This window comes from Micromonospora sp. NPDC051543, from assembly GCF_044454415.1.
Taxonomy (GTDB): Bacteria; Actinomycetota; Actinomycetes; order Mycobacteriales; family Micromonosporaceae; genus Micromonospora.
Genome location: NZ_JBITDT010000009.1, coordinates 1 through 16,377, shown reverse-complemented (window position 1 = coordinate 16,377; position 16,377 = coordinate 1). Strand labels below are relative to the sequence as shown.

Sequence of the window (16,377 nt, the reverse complement as noted above, 5' to 3'; positions counted from 1 at the left end):
CATGGACTGCGCTCCCGGAGACGCGCTCGACAGCGGCGGTACGGGCTTCTTCGACTTCCTCGGCGATCCGATCGGGACGCTCATGCGGATCGTGGCGAACATCATCCTGGCCGCCGCGATCAAGATCTTCGGCGAGTTGAGCGAGTCGGTGCCGACCCTCGGTCCCGGCTTCAGCGAGACCAGTGCCGGCGTCCCGGGGCAGATCAGTGACCAGATCGAGTGGGTCGTCACCTACCTGGCGATCGGCTCGGTGCTCTTCGCGGCGGCCAAGATGGCACTCGACCGGCGGGGTGAGGCCGGCCGGACCGCGATCCAGGGCTTCCTGCGGGTCATCCTGGTCGCGGGCGCCGGAACGTTCGTCGCCGCCAACGTCGTGAGGCTCTCCGACGACTACGCCGACCACCTCTATTCGAGCGCGGCGCTGAATCTCGTCAAGAGCGTCCCGTGCATCGACCTGGGAACCACCATGGAGGCGTTTCTCCTGCTGTTTCTCGCCTTCCTGCTGCTGCTCTCGGCGATCGTGCACGTCCTCATGCTCTACATCCGGCTGGGTGTGGTGACCATGCTGCTCGGAACGTTGCCGATGGCGGCCGCCGCGTCCATGACGAACTGGGGTACCGGGTGGTGGCGTAAGCACATCGGCTGGCTGATCGCCTGGCTCATCTACAAACCGGCCGTCGGCCTGATCATGTTCTCCGGCTCCGCGATGATCGCCGAGGGTAACCGGACGAGCCTGGTGCACATGCGGATCGCCGGTGTCGGTGTGCTGCTGCTGTCCGCGATCGCGATGCCCGCCCTGCTCAAGCTCATCGTCCCGGCGACGGCGGCGCTCGGCACGAGCGACCCGTCCGGCGCCGCCGCCTCGTCCGTGGTCGGCGGGATCGCGTCCGGCGCGAAGAAGGTCGCCGGCTCCGCGATGGCCTACGACGGGGGCGGCGCTCCGTCCGGCGCACGCGGCTCGGGGCCCGGCCAGGGCGGAGCCGGTGGACGAGGTCCCTCCGGTAGCCAGGGGGCCGGCGGAGCACATGGGCCGAAGGGTGACCAGAGCTCGGGCCGGGGTGCCAGCGCGGTCCGGGCGGCGGGCGTCGTCACCGGCGCGGCCACCGACGCGGCGGTCCGCGCCGGCCGGCACGGCAGGGCCATCGTGACGGGCGCCGTGGACGGTGCCGACGGTAACGCGGGACACAACAACTGAGGTCTCCGGCCACGGTACCGGCACGGGCCGACCGGGGACGGACCCCCCTGTGAACGAGAGGAATCACGGTGACGTCGGTGGAAGCGGCGGTAGAACCCACGTACGGCAACTGGCGGCGACCACGCCGGGCCGGCCTCGGCCCGCTCGGTCTGGTGGGCACCGTCGGAGTCTTCGGCGGCCTGGTCGTGGTGCTGTTCGCGTCGATGATCTCGCTCGGCGCGGCGGTGGTGGTCGGCATCCCGTTCGTGGCGCTGGTGGCGCCCCTGGCGGTCCGCACCCAGGACGGGCGCAACGTCTATCAACTCCTGTCCCTGCGCATCGGTTGGTCACAGCGCAGGTCTCGCGGCGAACACCTCTACGTCTCGGGCCCGCTGTCCGCCCGGCCGGGCGGTCGGTTCCGTCCGCCCGGCCTGCTCACCCGGGTGAGCGCGCTGGAGGGCCGCGACGCCTACGACCGCGCCTTCGGTGTCCTGCACCACAAGGGACGCAACCTCTACACCATCGTGCTGCGGTGCGAGCCCGACGGCGGTTCCCTGGTCGACCCGGACCAGGTCGACACCTGGGTGGCGCTCTGGGGCGAGTGGTTGGCTCGGCTCGCCCACGAGCCGGCGCTGCGCGGCGCCTCGGTCGTCGTCGAGACCGCCCCCGATCCGGGCACCCGGTTGGCGAACGAGATCCTGCCCCGCCTGGCCCCGGACGCGCCGGCCGCCGCCCGTGCGGTCATGCAGGAGGTGGTCGACGACTACCCGTCCGCCTCGTCGGAGATGAACTCCTACATCACGCTCACCTACGGTGCGCCCGGCGGGCCGCGCCGCGATCCCGAGGACGTCGTCGCCGACCTGGCCATCCGGGTGCCGAGTCTGCTGACCGGGCTGGTCAGCGCGGGCGGTGGCGTGGCCGAGCCGTTGAGCGCCGAGCAGATCGCCGAGATGGTCCGGGTCGCGTACGACCCGGCCTGCGCGGCCGACGTGCTCAACGTTCGGGCCGAGCACGGCCACACCGGTCTGGAGTGGGAGGACGCGGGTCCGGTCGCGGCGGTGGAGTCGGTCGACGCGTACCACCATGACTCTGGCGTCTCGCGGACCTGGCTGCTGACGCTCGCTCCCCGGGGCACGGTGCGGGCCAGCGTGCTGCGCACGATGCTGGACGCCTCCGACGCGACCCGGCGCAAACGTGTCGCCCTGCTGTACCGACCGCTCGACCCGGCGACCTCGGCGCGGATCGTCGAGTCGGACCGGCGTACGGCGCAGTTCATGGCGACGTCGAAGCGCGGCATGGTGCAGGCCCGCGCCAGCGCCGAGGTACGCGCGGCCGAGCAGGCCGCCGCCGAGGAGGCGACCGGTGCGGGGCTGGTGGAGTTCTCGCTGATGCTCACCATCACCGTCGACACCCCCGACCAGCTCGACGACGCCTCGGTGGTCGTGCGCAACATGACCGGCTCCAGCCGGATCGCGATGCGCCCCGCCAACCGCATGCAGGCCGCCGCGTTCAGTTGCACGCTCCCGGTCGGGATCCTGCCCTGGGAGCAGACCCTGCTGCCGCACGAACTCCAGGAGGCGATGTGACCGACATCCGAGCCCGCTCCGGCGGGAGCGTCCTGCGGGCGGGTGATCTCGGTGCCGGCTGGCCGGCCGGCAACTCGGGCGGGCGGACCGCACTGACCGGAGTCACCGGCGACCCGACCGCAAGTGTCCCGGTGACCCGGAGTCAGAAGCCCAGGAAGCGTCCGGCCGTGCCGGAGTCGACGCGCGGTTGGGCGGGCCGGGGCGGTGGCCGGGTCGGCTATCTCGACTCGCCGACCATGTGGCGGGCGACGACCGTGCAGGCGTGCGGCCTCTGGCCGTTCTCCGCCGGCTCCGGTGCGCCGATGTCCGGCGTGCCGATCGGGCAGCACCTCTTCACCGGCGCCACGGTCTGCGGCGATCCGCTCTCCTGGTTCACCCGCGCCCGCTACATCTCGAATCCGTCGCTGTTCATGCTGGGCATGCCGGGCTTGGGTAAGTCCACGCTGATCAACCGGATGGCCGTCGGGTTGGCCGCCACCGGCGTGGTCCCGCTGGTGCTCGGCGACCTCAAGCCGGACTACGCCGACACGGTTCGCGCGCTCGGTGGCCAGGTGATCCCCATCGGGCGCGGAGTCGGCGGCATCAACGTGCTGGATCCGGGGGCGATGGGCATCGCCGCCGAGCGGATCGGCGGTCAGGCGGGCAAGGCGCTCGCCGCCGAGACCCACGGGCGGGTGCTGAACATGGTGGCGGCGCTGCTGACCATCGTGCGGGGGCGCGCGTTGGACGACCACGAGCAGGCGGTGCTCTCCGCCTGCCTGCGTCACCTGCGGGAACGGACGCCGAGTCACCGGGCGGCCCTGCTGCCCGACCTGCTGCGAGTGTTGGAGGAGGGGCCGGACCGGGTCCGTGCGGTGACCCTTGACCGGGGTCAGGAGACCCGGTACCGGGATGCGGTGGACCCGCTACACCGGTCGTTGCTGGGCATCCTCGACGGCGCGCTGGGGGACACCTTCGGCGCGGAGACCTCCACCCGCATCGACCCGGACGCCCCGGCGGTGTGCATCGACATCTCCCGGATCGGGGAGGCGGACACCCAGCTCACCGCGGCGGCGATGCTCGCGGCCTGGTCCGACGGACTGGGTACGGTGGCCGCCTCGCACGCCCTGGCCGACGCGGGTCTGGCGCCGCGCCGCTGGTTCTTCACCATCCTCGACGAGCTGTGGCGTCCGCTGCGGGCGGCGTCGGGGATCGTCGACCGGATCGATGCCCTGACGAGGCTCAACCGGTCGCTGGGCCTGGGCGACGCGAAGATCACCCACACCCTGAAGGATGCCGAGGCGCTGGGCACCGACGCGGACCGGGCGAAGGCACGCGGCTTCGTGGAACGCGCCGGGATCGTCGCCTGCGCCGGCCTGCCGATGGCCGAGATGCAGGAGCTGGGCCGGGTGGTGGGCATGTCCCGGCGGGAAATCGAGCTGGTCTCGTCGTGGTCGTCCCCGCCCGGCTGGGCGAGCAGCGGCACGAACGAGGAGCCGCCCGGTCGTGGCCGTTTCCTGATCAAGGTGGGCGGACGACCGGGCATCCCGATCCGGGTCACGATCACCGACACCGAGCGGCGGCTGCACGACACGAACCTGCGCTGGGTGCAGAACGGGTACGCGCAGGAGCAGGCCGCCGAGCGGGCAGCCGCCCGGATGGTGGCCTTCGAGGCGGAGGCCGAGCTGGGCAATCTGGCGACCCGGCCCGAGCTGGTGTCCGACGGCGGGCGGTGGGCGTCGTGAGCGGTTCGCGCGGTGGCCGTCCGCAGGGCGCCGACCTGTTCTTCTGGGTCTTCACCGCGGTGGTGTTCGCGAACGTGGTGATCTTCGTGGTGGCCTGGCTCGGCGGCACTCTCGGCGCCGTGGTGACCCTGCACGGCTGGCACCCGCCACCGCTGACGCTGGACTCGTACGTGCTGTTGGTGTCCGGGCGGACCGGGGTGCTCTGGCCGGGGGTCGCGCCGTTCGCGGTCTACGGGGGCATGGTGGTGCTGGCCGTGCTGGTCGTCCTGCTCGCCGTGCTGGCCGCCCGCAAGGTCGTGGAGGTGCGCGGGCGTGGCAAGGGCCTCGCCGGCGCGCACGAGTTGGCGTCGTTGGCCCCGGCGGGGCTCGCGGCCCGCGCCCGCGAGCTGCGCCCCTCACTGACGGGACTGCGGGACCTGCCGCCGGACGAGCGGGGGAACCTCCTCGGCGACCTGATGCCGCACGGACCCGAGCTGCGGTCCTCCTACGAGGATGTCGAGTTGGACCTGATGGCGCCGCGTGCCGGGAAGTCGACCGGGATCGCGATCCCCCGCGTGCTCCGGGCCCGCGGCGCGGTGCTGCTCACCTCGAACAAATCCGATGTGTACGCGGTGACCCGGGCCGAGCGGGAAGAGATCGGCACGGTCTGGACCTTCGATCCGCAGAGCATCGCGCACGCGCCCCGCGAGATGTGGTGGGACATGCTCGCCGACTGTGTGACGATCGAGGGCGCGCGGCGGTTGGCCGGGCACTTCGTGGCCTCGGTCAACGACGACACGACCAAGAAGGACTTCTGGATCTCGGCCGCGCAGAACACCCTCACGGCGTTGTTCCTCGCCGCCGCCCGGGGCGGGGCCACCATCTCGGACCTGCTGGGCTGGCTGGCCGACCCGGCCGACCGTACGCCGATCGACCTGTTGCGCGACGCCGGGATGAGCGCGATGGCCGAGCAGTTGCAGGGAACGGTACGCGGCGCGGTGGAGACCCGGGACGGCATCTACGAGACGGCCCGCCAGTGTGTGGCCTGCCTGCTCGATCCGGAGATCCTCGCCTGGGTGTCCCGTGACCCGGATCTGCCGCAGTTCCTCCCGGACCGGCACGTGCTCGGTCGAGACACGCTCTACCTGCTCTCGAAGGACGGCGGCGGCTCGGCGGCCGGAGTGATCGCCGGCATCGCCGACGCCGTGCTGCGGGCCGGGGTGGTCGCCGCCGAGCGGATGGGCGGGCGGCTGGACCCGCCGATGACGGCGGTGCTCGACGAGGCGGCGAACGTCTGCCGCATCTCCGACCTGCCCGACCTCTACTCCCACCTGGGCTCCCGGGGGATCAACGTGGTGACGCTGCTGCAGAGTTACCGGCAGGGCTCGCGGGTCTGGGGTGACGCGGGAATGGACGCCCTGTGGGGCGCTGCCACGATCAAGCTGCTCGGTGCGGGCCTGGACGACGCCGACTTCGTGGAGAAGATCTCCAAGTTGGTGGGACTGCACGACGTGAGTACGGTCAGCGTCTCGCGCAGCCGCGACGGCACCTCGCGCTCCACGTCGTACCGGCAGGAGAACGTGCTTCCGGCGGACAAGATCCGCGCGCTGCCGAAGGGGACCGCGTTGCTGCTGGCCACCGGCATCCGCCCGGCGGTCATCCGGCTGCGTCCCTGGTACAAGGAGCCCGACGCCGCCCGCATCTCCGCCGCCGCCAAGCGGGAGGTCGCCGCCATCACCGAGCGGGCCGCCCGGAAGGCGTTCGGTGGTCGTCCGCCGGCCCCCGAACCGATCCAGGTGCCGCCCGCCCCGGCACCGTACCGGTGACTTTTCAGCGTCAGAAAATCTTCAGATGCTCATGAACCGTGGCCGGGTGCGCCGCGTAGATCGGGTACCCATTTTCAGACCTGGCAGGAGGAGTAGAGATGGCGGATCGTTACAACGAATGGGACTACCTCGAACGGGATGGCAATTATCCCGGCGCCTACGACCGGCAGAACTCGCAGCCGTACGCGGGGCCGAGCAGTTCTGCCGGACGTGACCAGTCGCAGTCGGCCTACGGGCCGGGTGACGGCGGGTACGCCGACCAGACCGCAGAGAACTACAACGATAATTCCTACAGCGGCACGCAGTACTACGCGCAGTACGCCGCCGCGCCGCCGCCGCATCCCGAACGCTACCCAGAACCCCGGACCCAGTTGCTGTATTCGCCGACGGACGGGCGGACGGTCCACGATTTCTATACGCGTATCGACAACGACTATCGGCTCATGGGGGACGGGAACTCCCCAGCTTCGCCGGTGGATGAGCGGCCGGGGCTCGATGTCGACCGAAAGCACAGCAGCTACTACAGCGGGCTCGACGCCGGCTTTCATGCCGCCCTCGAAGGAAAGCCGGTCAGTATCGTGTCGACTGACGATGGCAAATTGGGCGTGGTCGTTGCCCCGGAGCCGGGGTCGAGCCTGGACGTGGGCGTCGCTTCGCCGTCTGGGTCCTATTATCCTTCGGTGGGGGGCGCGAATTCCAATGCCAGCGTCTACGGGTTGGCGCCCTCTGATCATTCGATGCGGGGCGCGGATTCCGATGCCAGCGTCTTCGAGTTGGCGCCCTCTGATCATTATGAGCTGACGGCCAGCCCGGACCGCCGCAGCCAGGATCAGACCAGTGTCGTGCGGATCGACGCGGCGGGCAAGAGACATTGGGCGACCTGGGAGCAGGCGGCCATCTTCTGCGCTGCCGTGGGAACCACCGGGGAGGCGCTGGCGAGGGCATTCGTCGCCCCCGCGGGCGTTGTCGGCGCTGTCGCCGTCGCGAACGCCTCGGAGGTCGTGAACGGGCTGTGGAAAGTCAAAGGTGAATTCGCGAAGTTGCAGAGGGGAGAGAAACCGAACTGGGACGAGGCGCTCAACGGCATCTCGAAGACCATCGCGTACGGGGCGATCGCCGGCATCCCCGCTCAGGTGTACCGCTCATACCAACCGGACGCTGGGGACCCCGGTCAGGTGGTGTTCGACCGGAACGCGATGCGGATGGCGGCTCTTCCCGCGGGTGTCAGCGCGGCCGGGTTCGTCGCGGCCCTGGTGTTCGACAAGCGGGCGCGGGCCCAGATGGAGAAAGAGGCTCGTACCAATCAGCATCACGGTGCCGCCGGCCTGCAATCCAGGGGGACGGAGGGCCGCGAGCGGGGGCAGGAAGAAGATGCCCCGAGTCACCACCGGCGCAAGGGCAAGGGCAAGGACAAGGTCAGGGCCGCCGCGCCCGGATCCTGATGGTCGGCCCGGCTGTTGTCGCAGGATGTGAGGGCGGTATCCGTGGCGGGTGAGAATCAGCAGGCCGAGTCGGCCCGGGATGACGGTGCCGGCGCAGAGCCGCAGCGGGAGGCGCCTGCTGCCGAGGTGAAGAGCGAGCCGTTCTTCATTCTCTACCACAGCGGCCCCGAATACGTGGAAGAGCTGCGCCGGTTGTCGATGTGGGTGGAGCGGCTCCTGATCCCGGTGTACGGGGAGGAGGTGACGTCCGGGGCGCCGTGGTGCCCGCGCTGGATCGAGCACACCGAGGCCATCGCCTATTTCCACGGGCTCTGGCTGGCCTGGCAGGACAAGACCGGCCCGAAGGCCAGTCTGACCGGCCCCTCCGAATGGCACCGGGACCACCTCGGTCCGACCATGACCGCGCTCCGCAACCCTTCGGGTCCCTTCGCGGGGTGCAAACCCGGGGCGCACCGGGCCAAGGAGCGCCCACCCATCGAACGTGAAGGCTCCGAGCGGTGGTGAGCTGACACCGGAATACGCTGGCCCGCCGGGGATCGGACGGCGGGCCGGCGCACCGGTGGGTTCTGGTTACCGTGAACGCCGCGACTCGGCCGGCCTGCGGTCGGACCGGCCACAGCCGGAGCATCATCAGTCCGCGCGGGATCCGGAGTTGGCGGCGAGCCACTCACGCGGCAGGCGGATGGTGTGGAACCACTCGCGCGGCACCTGATCGAAGTACGGCGCTCTGAGCACCGGCGATCCTCCGCCGAAGTGGTCGGCGGCTGCGGCGGCTCGCCGGACGCTGAACCACCAGCCGTCGATCGCCCGGGAGGTGACGATACTGCTGCCCCGGACGATGCCTACGTGACGGTCCGGATTCGGTCTGGAGCTGGTCGTCCAGACGCAGCCCTTGAAGTGCACGATGGAGTCGATGTTGGACCACGACTCGCGCATCGCCGGCCGGCCGTACTTGTCCGGGCCCAGGTAGACGCCCTGCTCGTCGATGGCGATGAGCAGCTCCCGCCGTACCGCGCTGCCCACGCGACGACGGAACAGGGCGAGGATGGTGGCCTCGAACCCCAGGCCGATGATGAAGAACATGTAGCGAGTCGACAGATCCTGAAGGCCGATCGTCATGGCCGTGACGGGCAACAGGCTGCACAGCACCACAATGCCCGTGGTTCGGAGCCGGCTCTGTCGAACCTCGTACGTCGAAGGACTGTCCGCTCTCATGGCCCACAAGATAGCGGCGACCCCCAACGTCATCGATCACGGTGAGCCACCCGAGTGCCGCCGAAAATCTCTGAAGAAAATTCCGGGGCGGCGGCAACCTGAGAGCCACGGATCGCATGTACCCGGTTGTAAGCGACGATCGCCACGACCTCTAGGGGCTCGGAATGTCTGCACGTCACCTCCTGTTGCTGCCCGTCGTCACCGTCCTTATCGGACTGTCTGCCTGTGACTCCGGTGGGTCAGCGGGTTCCGGCCCGACCACGTCCGCTCCGACGCCGGCGGCCACGGTCACGGTCACGGGCGCCCCCACCGCGTCGCCGGTGACCACCCCGGCGGCCGGTCCTGCCGACTGCCCGTCGGTGGCGGCCCTGGCGAAGCTGGTCGAGCTGCCGAAGGGCTGGTCTCTGGCGACGGTGAAGTGCGTCAAGGACTGGGCGGCGGCAGATCCGCAGGGCCCCACCGCCGGTGACGGGGTCTACCTGTTCCACTACGTGGCCGACACCGGCTGGAAGTACTACGACCAGGGCAGTGGATGGGACTGCAAGGACCTCGGCCTCAGCGAGCCGGCGCCGTTCTGCATCTCGGACCCTGCGACGACGGCGAAGCCGGCGGGCGGTACGGCCCCGAGTGCCAAGTGCCCTTCGGCGAAGACTCTTCAGACTCTTGTCGAGCTGCCCAAGGGCGTGTCCTTCGGCAGCGTGCAGTGCGTCAAGGATTGGGCGGGAGCCGATCCGCAGGGGTCGAAGGCTGGTGACGGGGTCTACCTGTTCCACTACGTGGCCGCCACGGGTTGGAAGTACTACGGCGAGGGCAGCGGGTACGACTGCGCGGATCTCGGCCTCAAGGAGCCGGCGCCGTTCTGCATCTCCTGATCGGGTTGACCGCGATCGCTTGCCCGTGGGGCACACCGGCTATGGTGTGCGCCACGGGCAATCGGCCGCATCGCCGCCGCTGCCGACGGACCTAGGGGTACGCGGGAACGAGCGGGGGCATGGCGGAGTCCATCGACGACCTTTTCTGTGAGTTCGTTCGGACCCGCTCGCCGGCGTTGCTACGGACGGCGTTCCTGCTGACCGGTGACCGGCACCTCGCCGAGGACCTGGTGCAGGATGCCCTGGCCCGCACTCACCGAGGTCGGCGGCGGCTCAATGATCCCGGACACTTCGAGGCATACACCCGCACAGCCATGTACCACCAGCATGTGAGCTGGTGGCGGCGCCGCAAGGTCGCCGAGTCCCTGCCCGGAGAACTGGCCGACGTGGTGCAGCCCGGCAGTGACCATGCTCGCCGTACCGATCTCAAAATTGCCCTGCACCAGGCTCTCGCCCAGCTCACCCAGCGGCAACGGGCCGTGCTGGTGGCACGATTCTTCGAGGACCGCAGCGAAGCCGAGACCGCAGAATTGCTGCAGTGCTCGGTCGGCACGGTCAAGAGTCAGACCAGCAAGGCGCTGGCCCGCATGCGGGAGATCGCACCCGAGTTGCTCTCGGCCGTGATGGAGGAGGCCTGATGACCGACGATCTCGGGCCGCTGCGTCAGGCCATGTCCGATCTGAGTGAGTACGGCGGCGAAGCCGACATGTACGAGCGGGCCCTGCGCAGGTCGCGTCAGTCGCAACGACGGGCGGCGCTCGCCACCGGGGCCGCGGCCGTGGCGGTGGTCGTCGCCATCGGCGGAACGGTCGCCGTCGCCACCCGCGACCGGGCCGATCCACCGCTGCCACCCGCAGCTTCCGGCACCGGTGACGGTGCCCAGACTGTCGACTGTCCGTCGACCCAGGTCCTCGGCGACCTGGTCGAACTGCCGGCGGGGTGGACTTTCTCGTCCAGGCCGGTGGAGTGCGCGCAGACGTGGGCGGCGGTGGACGTGGAGCGTCCGGGCGCTGGCGGCCTCATCTACCTGTTCCACTACACCCCGGGCACGGGCTGGCGATTCCAGGACCAGGGCAACGGATGGGACTGCACGGAGCTCGGCCTGACCGAGCCGGCATCGTTCTGCACCTCCTGACCGCCGACCCGCGCCTAGGCATCAAGGGGCCGGTGCGGCGGAGGCGCGCAGCCGGAGACCTCCCTTAGCGTCCGGACCAGTTCCAGCCGGGCGATGGCCGTCAGGTCGTACCGGCGGTGGCCGGCCGGGGTGCTGGCGACCGGCGTGCGTAGTACCGGACGGCGCTGACGCTCAGGCCGGTCCGCCGGGCGACATCCCCGATGGTGTACAGCTCACTCATCTCCATGACGCTTGAGATACAAGGTGCGGGTCACGGTCGATCACGGTCGGGAGCCGATGCGACGGTCAGGCGCACTCGCCGGTGGCCGTCTGTCGGTTGCGCTCGGCACCTGCCAACGCGACCGGGTGGGCCTCTTCGGCCGTCACCGCGAAGCCGGTGTCCGGGTCGTTGGGAGCCGCCGCGAAGATGACGCCGAGCACCAGGCCATTGGCGGAGAGCAGCGGTCCGCCGGAGTTGCCGCCGCGGACCAGCGCCCGGACCGTATAGGTCTCCTTCACGGTCCTGCCGGACTGGTAGATGTCGTGGCTTGCGATCCGGTCGACGTCGCGGATCCGTGCCGGCTGTGCGTTGTACGGGCCGTCGAGCGGAAACCCGAGCACGATCGCGTCGGAGCCGCTGCTCGCGTTGCCGGCGGCGAACCGCAGCGACGGTCCGGGTAGCCCCGGTACGAGCAGCACGGCCAGATCGCGTCCTGGGTCGAACACCACGACCTTGCTGTCGTACCGCTTGCCGCCCAGCTCCACGGCGACCGAGCGGGCGCCGGCCACGACGTGCGCGTTGGTCATCACCCGGTCGTCGGTGTAGACGAAGCCGGAGCCCTTGGTCTGGCGTGCGCAGGCGGGCGCGGAGCCGACGACCTTGACCACCGACTGTCGGCTGTTGACCGCCACCTGCGACCCGGCCAGTGCCGGGTCGGGTGGGTCGACCTGCCGGGCCCGGGTGGACGGAGCATCCCCGAGGCGCGGGAAGCTGCCGTTGTCCTGCAGCGCGGTGGACAACTGGTGTGCCGGTTCGGGCACGACCTGGTCGACCGCGGTGAGTAGTGCGCTGTCGCGCACCGATGCGGCGAGCCAGGGCACCGAGGACGACCTGAGTGGCACGGCGATCAGCCATGCCAGCAGGAGCACGGCGAACAGCGAGACGATCGCCCCACCGACGTCGTCGACCCGTCTGCCCCGATCGCTGGTGATCGTCCTACGCAGGCGCGAGCCGAGCCATCCCGCGAGCGTCGTCCCGACCAGGGCCAGTCCGAGGATCACCACGAGTGAGACCAGCACACGGGTGCCGGCGTCCTCGAGTTGCCCGGCCAGCATCGAGCCGAGCGGGATCCCCAGAAGCAGACCCAGAAGGAAGCCGGACAGCGACGTGATGCCGAGGACGAAGCCCTGGCGGTATCCGCTCAGCACGAACACCAGCATGAGCAGAAGCAGGACGACATCCACAACGGACACAAGCCGATCGTACGACCACTGTGCCCGGTGGACGACCTGCTCGGAGGGCGCGCTGAGGGCGGCATGGCGAGCCGGGCGGGCGAGGCGCCGGGGGTCGTGAGGTCGAGAGCACGTATCCGAATCGGATGGGTTCCCTTGATCTTTTGGGTGCCGGAGCGGATGACTCGGCAGACGCCGCTCGCTAGGATGCTCATCGTGATCAATGCGCCGGGGGCAACACCGCGAAGCGACCGCTGGCGATGATCGACGACGGCGCTCCGCTCGCCTTCGGTCAGGAGGCGCTGTGGCTGCATCAGCAGCTCAGACCGTCCAGCAGCGCGTACAACGTGCCGGTGGCGTACCGGCTCACCGGACCACTTCGGATCGACCTGCTGCGCACCGCGCTCGAAGTGATCGTCGGCCGGCAGGATGCGTTGCGGACCGTCTTCCCGGAGGACGAGTCAGAAGAGCCCTTCCAGCAGGTGCTCCCGGTCGACGAGTTGTTTCTGTCGCACCACGACTTCACGGGGGCCGACGCCCAGGAGGTGCGGAAGGCGGTCGACGACCTCGCGCGAAAGCCGTTCGATCTGCTGGTGGACAGGCCGCTGCGGGTGGCGGTGTTTCGTCTCGGTGACGACGACCACGTGGTCGTGTTCGTCATGCACCACATCGTGAGCGACGGGTGGTCCCTGCGCATCCTGTTGGACGAGCTGTCCATGGCCTATCAGGCGCTGTGGCGCGGCGCGGATCCGCTGGCGGTCCTGCCGACGCTGCCGGTGCGGTACACCGACTACGCCTGGTGGCAGCGTGAGTGGCCGCCTCCGGCCGAGCTGGACGCCCGGCTGGCGTACTGGGAGAGTGCGCTCGCCGGCGCGCCGGTTCTGGACCTGGCGAACGGGCGGCCGCGCTCGCCCCGCCCGTCCTTCGCCGCGGACCGGCTGATCGTCCCGGTCCCCGCCGCCGTGGCCGACGACGCACGGCTCCGGGCCGCGGCGGCGGGCACCTCGCTGTTCGCACTGTTCGCCGCTGCCTTCGCGATGGTGCTGCGGCGGCGCACGGGTGAGTCGGACGTCGCGTTCGGAACCATGCTCGTCGGTCGGGTGGAACCCGAGTTCGAGCCGCTCATCGGATACTTCGTCAATCTCGTCGTGTTGCGCTGTGCCGTGAGCGACGACGCCGAAGTCGAGGCCGTGGCCCGTTCCCTCGGCCCCACCATGCTCGCCGCGATCGACCACGAGGTGCCGTTCTCGTCCCTGGTGAAACGGCTCGCCCCGCGCCGCACCAGCGGCCGGAACCCGATCGTCCAGATCGCCATGCAGCTGCGGACCGGCGGTAGTGCGCCCGCCACGCTGGACCTGCCCGGTGTCAGCCCGGTGGAACTCGACGTCTACCAGGGCGAGCACACATTCGACCTCATTTGTACGTTCCTTGACACGACGACCGGACTGGCGATCAGCCTCGAGTACCCCACCGAGGTCTTCGACCACTGTTGGGCGAGCGAATTCGCCGACGACCTGATCGAGCTGCTGAACCGACCGGAAGGGGACACCACCGATGGTGGACCGCGCTGATCCTGTCTATCCCGCAATCTGGACGGCCGGGCCGGGCAGGTCGGCGACCGTTCCGGTCGAGCCGGCGCGCACGGCACCGGGCGACTTCGTGGCCGCGGTGGGGACACTGCTGGCCCGCTACGGCACGATGCCCACGGAACTTCGGGTCCGGGACGCGGGGGCCGCGTCGTGGCGATCGGTGCCGGTCGCCAGCACCGCCGAGACGATGGGCGGATGCAGGTCCGACGTACGGGTCGACGACGTACGGGGCCCGGCCGTGGAAGTGGCCGCGGACGACGCCGTGACGTTCCGCTTCGAGCCCGCCGACGACGCCTGGACCACGACGGTACGAACAGCCGAGGCACCCGACGACGAGGAGGCGCCGGCCCGGATCGCCGGCCATGTGAACGCGTTCCTGGCGGCACCGGACGCCGCGCTCGTCAACGACATCGATCATCGTACCGATGCGGAGCGCGACCTGGTCGAGGCGGTGAACCGGACGGCCCAACCCGTCGTCGCGCCGTTCCTGCTGCATCGCCGCATCGAGCAGGTGGTGGACGCGATGCCGGACGAACTCGCCCTGGTGCAGGGGGACCTCACGCTGACCTACGCCGAGCTCGACGGCCGGGCCAACGCGTTGGCCGAGCGGATCACCGCAGCCGGCGTCGGCCCGGGTGACCGGGTGGGCGTGGCCGCGGCCCGCGGTGCGACGCTGGCGGTGGGGATCTACGCGGCGCTGAAGGCCGGCGCGGCCTTCGTGCCGCTGGACCCACTGTTGCCCCCGGCGCGCCAGCAGGCACTGCGCCGCCTCGGTCGCGTGGCCCTCGTCGTCGCGGAGGCGGGTCAGGACGTGACGGCGGACGGTTCGGCGCCCGTGCTGACCCTGGACCCGGTCGAGCGCATGCCGAGCGCGTCGCGGCCGGCGCCGGTGCCGGTGGACGGTGCCGACCTGGCGTACGCGATCTTCACCTCGGGCACCACGGGCGAACCCAACGCGGCGCTGCTCGACCACGCCGGCCGGGTGAACTCTCTCGACGACCTCAATCAGCGGATCGGCCTCGGCCCCGGCGACCGCGTGCTCGCGGTCTCGTCGCCGAGCTTCGACATGTCGATCCAGGACACCGTCGGCACGCTCATGACCGGCGCCGCCATCGTGTTTCCCGAGCGCGGGCGGGAGAACGATGTCGGGCACTGGGCGGATCTCGCCGAGCGGCAGCGCGCGACGGTGCTCCAGTGCGTCCCGACCGCGCTGACGCTGTTCCTGACCGCGTGGGGAACCGGTCGCCAGGGTGCGTTGCGGATCTTCCTCGTCGGCGGAGACTGGTTGCCGCTGACCCAGCCGGACGCGGCGCGGCGGGCGTTTCCCGGGGCGCGCTTCATCAGCATGGGCGGCGCCACGGAGGTGTCGGTCTACAGCACGACCTACGAGGTCGGAACGGTCGACCCGGCCTGGCGATCCATCCCGTACGGCCGGCCCATGGTCAACCAGACCGCCTACGTCCTCGACTCCGCGGGCCGCCCGGCCGCCGTCGACCAGGTGGGGGAGCTGTATTTCGGCGGCATCGGGGTGGGTTGGGGCTATCAGGACCGACCGTCGCTGACGGCCGCCAAGTTTCTCCCGGACCCGTTCCGGGCGGAACCGGATGCGCGGATGTACCGCACCGGCGACCTCGCGCGGCTGCGTGCCGACGGCGAGCTGGAGCTCATCGGACGGGTCGACCAGCAGGTCAAGATCGGCGGACTCCGGGTCGAGCCGGGTGAGATCGAGGCGCGGCTGCGCGAGCACGCCGGCGTACGCGAGGCGGTCGTGGTGCCGTTGCGCGACGACGTGGGCCGTGCCCGGTCGCTGGCGGCGTTCCTGGTGCCGGTGGAGCCGGACGTCGAGCCCGAGGCGCTGATCCGGGACGCCCGTCGCCACCTGAGTTCCTGCCTGCCCGCGGCGATGGTGCCCGCACGCATGGAGGTGCGAGCGGAGCTGCCGGTCAACGCGAACGGCAAGGTCGCCCGCCGGCAGTTGGCGGAGTCCGCGGCCCGGCAAGGGCCGGCCCCACAGGTGGATGACGAGCTGCTCGCCGTCGTGGGCAACGCCTGGCGCGAGGTGCTGGGCCTCCCGGCCCTGCCGGCGACCGACGACTCGTTCGTCGCGCTGGGAGGCAGCTCGCTGGCTGCCATGCAGGTGGTCAGCCGGCTGAATCGTCAGCTGGTCGCGGACATCAAGGTGGCCGACCTGTTGGCCGCGGACACCGTGGCGCGGGTCGCGAACGTGGTGGCCGCCCACCAGGGCCGAGCCGCCCGCCCGCCCGTGAAGCGGCGCGCGACGGGCTAGGGGTTGTTTCATAAGAACTGGTCGGCCTGCGGCGGGCCCGGACGACGACCGGCGGCGTTGCGGTTTCGTCCGGATACAACACCGGTATCCGGACGAAACCGCGCCTTGCCGGATCGC

Annotated in this window: 13 protein-coding genes and 1 pseudogene; 11 read left to right on the top strand and 3 right to left on the bottom strand. The window is 70.6% G+C overall.

Annotation, left to right across the window (positions count from 1 at the left end):
• Position 1 precedes the first annotated feature (1 nt).
• From ACIA3K_RS17490 to ACIA3K_RS17465, 6 genes are all read left to right on the top strand, one after another.
• Positions 2-1,195 carry a hypothetical protein gene (locus ACIA3K_RS17490; RefSeq protein ID WP_396802182.1) on the top strand — a complete coding sequence of 398 codons (1,194 nt, stop codon included), beginning with the start codon at positions 2-4 and terminating at the stop codon, positions 1,193-1,195.
• 68 nt (positions 1,196-1,263) lie between these two features.
• A complete protein-coding gene (locus ACIA3K_RS17485; protein ID WP_396802180.1) occupies positions 1,264-2,760 on the top strand; it encodes an SCO6880 family protein in 1,497 nt (498 codons plus the stop codon).
• Positions 2,757-4,484, top strand: coding sequence for an ATP/GTP-binding protein (locus tag ACIA3K_RS17480; protein ID WP_396802178.1), 1,728 nt, complete (start codon positions 2,757-2,759; stop codon positions 4,482-4,484). The genes ACIA3K_RS17485 and ACIA3K_RS17480 overlap by 4 nt, the downstream gene beginning before the upstream one ends.
• Positions 4,481-6,289, top strand: a complete 1,809-nt coding sequence (locus ACIA3K_RS17475) for a type IV secretory system conjugative DNA transfer family protein (protein WP_396802177.1) — start codon at positions 4,481-4,483, stop codon at positions 6,287-6,289. Before ACIA3K_RS17480 ends, ACIA3K_RS17475 begins: the two co-directional genes overlap by 4 nt.
• 98 nt (positions 6,290-6,387) lie before the next feature.
• Positions 6,388-7,731 carry a hypothetical protein gene (locus tag ACIA3K_RS17470; RefSeq protein WP_396802176.1) on the top strand — a complete coding sequence of 448 codons (1,344 nt, stop codon included), beginning with the start codon at positions 6,388-6,390 and terminating at the stop codon, positions 7,729-7,731.
• Positions 7,732-7,773: 42 nt separating this feature from the next.
• Positions 7,774-8,235 (top strand): DUF4913 domain-containing protein, encoded by a 462-nt coding sequence (locus ACIA3K_RS17465; protein ID WP_396802174.1) that lies wholly within the window; start codon positions 7,774-7,776, stop codon positions 8,233-8,235.
• A gap of 126 nt (positions 8,236-8,361) precedes the next feature.
• Here ACIA3K_RS17465 and ACIA3K_RS17460 read toward each other — a convergent pair whose 3' ends face one another.
• Positions 8,362-8,946 (bottom strand): hypothetical protein, encoded by a 585-nt coding sequence (locus ACIA3K_RS17460; RefSeq protein ID WP_396802173.1) that lies wholly within the window; start codon positions 8,944-8,946, stop codon positions 8,362-8,364.
• A 164-nt stretch (positions 8,947-9,110) separates the two neighbouring features.
• On the opposite strand from ACIA3K_RS17460, the gene ACIA3K_RS17455 reads away from it, so the two are divergent.
• The 3 genes from ACIA3K_RS17455 (at position 9,111) to ACIA3K_RS17445 (ending at position 10,953) form a co-directional block, all read left to right on the top strand.
• Positions 9,111-9,818, top strand: a complete 708-nt coding sequence (locus ACIA3K_RS17455) for a hypothetical protein (RefSeq protein WP_396802171.1) — start codon at positions 9,111-9,113, stop codon at positions 9,816-9,818.
• Between the two features lie 119 nt (positions 9,819-9,937).
• On the top strand, positions 9,938-10,456 hold the full coding sequence (locus ACIA3K_RS17450; RefSeq protein WP_396802169.1) for a SigE family RNA polymerase sigma factor: 519 nt from the start codon (positions 9,938-9,940) through the stop codon (positions 10,454-10,456).
• The gene (locus ACIA3K_RS17445; protein WP_396802167.1) at positions 10,456-10,953 is read left to right on the top strand and encodes a hypothetical protein; all 498 of its coding nucleotides are present in this window, start codon (positions 10,456-10,458) and stop codon (positions 10,951-10,953) included. Before ACIA3K_RS17450 ends, ACIA3K_RS17445 begins: the two co-directional genes overlap by 1 nt.
• Before the next feature lie 56 nt (positions 10,954-11,009).
• On the opposite strand, the pseudogene ACIA3K_RS17440 reads toward ACIA3K_RS17445, so the two are convergent.
• Both ACIA3K_RS17440 and ACIA3K_RS17435 read right to left on the bottom strand, forming a co-directional pair.
• Positions 11,010-11,179 (bottom strand): annotated as a pseudogene (locus ACIA3K_RS17440) (MerR family transcriptional regulator); the annotation flags it as partial.
• 59 nt (positions 11,180-11,238) lie between these two features.
• Positions 11,239-12,405, bottom strand: coding sequence for a MarP family serine protease (locus ACIA3K_RS17435; protein WP_396802166.1), 1,167 nt, complete (start codon positions 12,403-12,405; stop codon positions 11,239-11,241).
• Positions 12,406-12,644: 239 nt separating this feature from the next.
• Between ACIA3K_RS17435 and ACIA3K_RS17430 the strand changes: the two genes are divergently transcribed.
• Both ACIA3K_RS17430 and ACIA3K_RS17425 read left to right on the top strand, forming a co-directional pair.
• The gene (locus ACIA3K_RS17430; RefSeq protein WP_396802165.1) at positions 12,645-13,955 is read left to right on the top strand and encodes a condensation domain-containing protein; all 1,311 of its coding nucleotides are present in this window, start codon (positions 12,645-12,647) and stop codon (positions 13,953-13,955) included.
• Positions 13,939-16,260, top strand: a complete 2,322-nt coding sequence (locus ACIA3K_RS17425; protein WP_396802163.1) for an amino acid adenylation domain-containing protein — start codon at positions 13,939-13,941, stop codon at positions 16,258-16,260. Before ACIA3K_RS17430 ends, ACIA3K_RS17425 begins: the two co-directional genes overlap by 17 nt.
• The last annotated feature ends 117 nt before the right edge of the window (positions 16,261-16,377 follow it).